Source organism: Actinomadura soli, assembly GCF_005889715.1.
In the GTDB taxonomy this organism is placed as follows: domain Bacteria; phylum Actinomycetota; class Actinomycetes; order Streptosporangiales; family Streptosporangiaceae; genus Spirillospora; species Spirillospora soli.
Genome location: NZ_VCKW01000437.1, coordinates 1 through 4259, shown reverse-complemented (window position 1 = coordinate 4259; position 4259 = coordinate 1). Strand labels below are relative to the sequence as shown.

The window sequence follows — 4259 nt, the reverse complement described above, 5'->3', positions numbered from 1 at the left end:
CCTCCGGTGAGGTGGTCTGCCCGGGCCGGGTGTTCTTGGTTTGTCGGTATGGGGCTTCGGGGAAAGTTTGACGTGGCCGCGCTGTTGCGGTTCTGTCGCCTCCGGGAGATGAAACGACGCTATGTATGCGCCTGTGGCTTTATTCCCCTTCCTACCTGTGACTCCCCTAACGTCCGAGTCAGGTGGACCGTGCATGGGATGATCGATTAACTGTGTCCGGGAGGGGTAGATGACGGAGCTTGCGATCAAGGGTGGCCACGAGCGGGCGGTGGAGGCGCTCAGGAGGTCCTACGAGGCGATCCCGGCCGGGACGCCGGTGCGGCTGGCGAAGCGGACCTCCAACCTGTTCCGCTGGCGCGACCCCTCGGAGGCGCCCGGCCTGGACGTATCCGGGTTCGACAAGGTGCTGAGCGTCGACCCGGAGGAGCGGACCGCCCAGGTCCAGGGCATGACCACCTACGAGGACCTCGTCGACGCGACGCTGCCGTACGGGCTCATGCCGACGGTCGTCCCGCAGCTGAAGACCATCACGCTGGGCGGCGCGGTGACCGGGCTCGGCATCGAGTCGACGTCGTTCCGCGACGGGCTCCCGCACGAGGCCGTCCTGGAGATGGAGGTCCTCACCGGCGACGGTCAGATCGTCACCGCGACGAAGGACAACGAGCACGCCGACCTGTTCTACGGCTTCCCCAACTCCTACGGGACGCTCGGCTACGCGCTGCGGCTGAAGATCGGGCTCCGGCCCGTCAGCCCGTACGTCCGGCTGCGGCACCTGCGGTTCGGCGACGCGGTAGAACTGTCCCGCGTGATGGGCGAGATCACCGAGTCGGGGACGTTCGAGGACGAGTCCGTCGACTTCATGGACGGGACGGTCTTCGGCCCCGCCGAGCAGTACATCACGCTCGGGTTCTTCGCCGACTCGGCGCCGTACACGTCCGACTACACCGGCCAGAAGATCTACTACAAGTCGATCCGGGAACGTTCGGTCGACTTCCTGACCGTCCGCGACTACCTGTGGCGCTGGGACACCGACTGGTTCTGGTGCTCGGGCGCGTTCGGCGTCCAGAACCCGACCGTCCGGCGGCTGTGGCCCGACAAGTACAAGCGCTCCGACGTGTACCGCAAGCTCGTCGCGTACGACCGGCGGTACCACTTCGTCGCGCGGGCCGAGCGGTGGCGCGGGCTCCGGCCGCGCGAGGACGTCATCCAGGACATCGAGGTGCCGGTCGAGCGGCTGCCCGAGTTCCTGGAGTTCTTCCACGACAAGGTCGGCATGAGCCCCGTCTGGCTGTGCCCGCTGCGCGCGACGGAGCGGTGGCCGCTGTACCCGCTGGAGGCCGGACGCACGTACGTGAACGTCGGTTTCTGGGGAACGGTCCGGCTTCCGCCAGGGCAGATCCCCGAGTACCACAACCGGCTCATCGAGCGCCGGGTCGCGGCCCTTGACGGCCACAAGTCCCTCTACTCGACTGCTTTTTACAGCAGGGACGAGTTCTGGCGGTACTACGACGGGGAGACCTACCGGCGGCTCAAGGGGACCTACGACCCCGGCGAACGGCTTCTGGACCTCTACGACAAGTGTGTACGCGGGCGCTGACCAGGCGCCCGCTTCGGGGGAGTGCCCCGGCCCGGGGCGACGGCGTCCGCCGCCCAGGGCCTGGGTGATGAGACAGGAGGGATCACAATGACGCTGGCCAGTGTCTTCGAGCGGCTCGCCGGGGCTGAGGCGCCAGTGGAGTTCACGGCGTACGACGGTTCGCGGGCGGGGGTGCCCGGCGCGGACATCCGGGTCGACGTCCGCTCGCCGTACGCCGTGTCGTACCTGCTGCACTCGCCGGGGGCGCTGGGACTGGCCCGCGCCTACGTCACCGGGATGCTCGACCTCAGCGGCGACATGATCGCGGCGCTGACGACGATGCAGCAGGTGATGGGCGACGTGACGCCGCGCGACAAGGCGCGGGTCGTCGGCGCGGTCCTGGGCGACCCGCTGCTGCGCGCCGCGATGTCGCGCCGCCTGGACCCGCCTCCGCAGGAGGCGCCGTTCAGCCGCATCCCGTCGTGGCTGCGGCACTCCAAGAGCCGTGACGCCAAGGCCATCTCGCACCACTACGACGTGTCCAACACGTTCTACGAATGGGTGCTCGGCCCGTCCATGGCCTACACGTGCGCGTGCTTCCCCCGAGAGGACGCGACGCTGGAAGAGGCGCAGTTCAACAAGCACGACCTGGTCGCGAAGAAGATCGCGCTGAAGCCCGGGATGCGGTTGCTGGACGTGGGCTGCGGCTGGGGCGGCATGGTCATGCACGCCGCGAAGGAGTACGGCGTCAAGGCGCTCGGCGTCACGCTGTCGAAGCAGCAGGCCGAGTGGGCGCAGAAGGCCATCGCCGACCGCGGGCTGTCCGACCTGGCGGAGGTCCGGCATCTGGACTACCGGGACGTGACCGAGACCGGCTTCGACGCGATCAGCTCCATCGGCCTCACCGAGCACATCGGGAAGAAGAACCTGCCGTCCTACTTCTCGTTCCTGCACGGGAAGCTGCGGAAGGGCGGGCGGATGCTCAACCACACCATCACCCGTCCGGACAACCGCGCTCCGGCACGCAAGGAGAACGGCTTCATCAACCGGTACGTCTTCCCGGACGGCGAGCTTGAAGGCCCCGGGTACATCCAGATGCAGATGAACGACGCCGGGTTCGAGATCCGCCACCAGGAGAACCTGCGCGAGCACTACGCCCGCACGCTGACCGGCTGGTGCGAGAACCTCGACGCCCACTGGGACGAAGCCGTCGCCGAGGTCGGCGAGGGCACCGCCCGCGTGTGGCGCGTGTACATGGCGGGCTGCGTGCTCGGCTTCAACCAGAACTGGATCCAGCTGCACCAGACGCTCGGCGTGAAACTCGAGGACGACGGCGCCGCCTACATGCCGCTGCGCCCCGACTGGGGTTCGTGACGCCACGCCCCGAACCCGATTCCAAACGCCCGCCCCCTGAACCGGCCGGAATGCACTCCGGGCGTCCGGCTGCGTATGCCCTCCGGGCGTCCGGCTGAGGTTTGGCCTGCGGGCACCTGGCTGGGGGTTGGCCTTCGGGGGTTCCGGCCGCAGATGCCTTCGGACGTCCGGCAGCCGGGGATGATCTCCGGGCATCCAACCTCGGGTCAACATTCGTCCTGCCCGGATATCGACGCAGGTGGACGGGGGTACGGAGGCTACGCGGCGATCGGACCGCCGAGTTCGGGGGAACGCGTGGCCATGCACATCCGGTCCCCGGTGAGGCCGATGCTGGCCGCGACCGTCGACCACATCCCGCTGCCGCAGTCGTGCCCGGGCGGCTGCCGGTACGAGCCGAAGTTCGACGGGTTCCGGGCGATCGCGATGGTGGCCGAGGACGGCGCCGTCCGCCTGTCGTCCCGCCGCCGGACCCGCCTCGACGACGCGTTCCCCGAGATCGTGGCGGCGGTCCGCGAGCGGCTCGCGCCCGGCACGGTGGTCGACGGCGAGATCGTCCGGTGGGGGACGGGCGGGCGCCTCGACTTCGGCGCGCTGCAGCGCCGCCACGTCGCCGGACGCCGCCGCGCCGAACTCGCGCGGACGGAACCCTGCCACTACGTCGTGTTCGACGTCCTCGAATCGGACGGCGAGGACCTGCGGCCCCGCCCGCTGCGCACCCGCCGCGCCGTCCTTGAGACCTTGCTCGGCGACGCCGACGCGGCGTCCGCGCGGGTGATCCTCACGCCGCAGACGTCCGACGCGGAGGAGGCGCGCGTCTGGTTCGACGCCCTCGCCGCGCAGGGCGTCGAGGGTCTCGTCGTCAAGGACGCCGACGGCCCCTACCTGGAAGGACGCCGCCGCTGGCGGAAGGTGAAGCGCCGCTTCACCACCGAAGCGATCGTGGGCGGCGTGACCGGCACCCGGCAGGCGCCCGAGTCGCTGATCCTCGGCCGCCACGACGCCGACGGCCGGCTCCGCGTCGTCGCGCGGACGACGCCGCTCCCTCCCGAGGCCCGCGCCTCGCTCGGCGACGTCCTGCGGCACGCCGGCCCCGACCATCCGTGGCCGGCGGAACTGCCCGCCGGGTTCGCGGGCGGCCCGTACGGGGCGCACCCGCCGATCCGCTACGTCCGGACGGAGCCGGAGACGGTCGTGGAGATCAGCGCGGACGCCGCCGTCGAGCAGGGACGCTGGCGGCACGCGGTCAGGTTCGTCCGCCTCCGCCCGGACCTGGACGCGTCCCAGGTCCCGGCATTCGGCACCTGAACCC

General features: G+C 70.3%; 3 protein-coding genes. All 3 read left to right on the top strand.

Annotated elements, in window-relative coordinates:
- Positions 1 to 229: 229 nt before the first annotated feature.
- The 3 genes from ETD83_RS40020 to ETD83_RS40010 all read left to right on the top strand — a co-directional run bounded on the left by ETD83_RS40020 (position 230) and on the right by ETD83_RS40010 (position 4255).
- Positions 230 to 1597, top strand: coding sequence for an FAD-binding oxidoreductase (locus ETD83_RS40020; RefSeq protein ID WP_138650465.1), 1368 nt, complete (start codon positions 230 to 232; stop codon positions 1595 to 1597).
- Positions 1598 to 1684: 87 nt separating this feature from the next.
- Positions 1685 to 2950, top strand: coding sequence for a class I SAM-dependent methyltransferase (locus ETD83_RS40015; protein ID WP_138650464.1), 1266 nt, complete (start codon positions 1685 to 1687; stop codon positions 2948 to 2950).
- A 327-nt stretch (positions 2951 to 3277) separates the two neighbouring features.
- On the top strand, positions 3278 to 4255 hold the full coding sequence (locus ETD83_RS40010; protein WP_138650466.1) for an ATP-dependent DNA ligase: 978 nt from the start codon (positions 3278 to 3280) through the stop codon (positions 4253 to 4255).
- The last annotated feature ends 4 nt before the right edge of the window (positions 4256 to 4259 follow it).

Excerpts from the sequence above, each read along its gene's own strand:
- ETD83_RS40020 (WP_138650465.1), top strand. The coding sequence starts at position 230 with ATGACGGAGCTTGCGATCAAGGGTGGCCACGAGCGGGCGGTGGAGGCG.
- ETD83_RS40015 (WP_138650464.1), top strand. The coding sequence starts at position 1,685 with ATGACGCTGGCCAGTGTCTTCGAGCGGCTCGCCGGGGCTGAGGCGCCA.
- ETD83_RS40010 (WP_138650466.1), top strand. The coding sequence starts at position 3,278 with ATGCTGGCCGCGACCGTCGACCACATCCCGCTGCCGCAGTCGTGCCCG.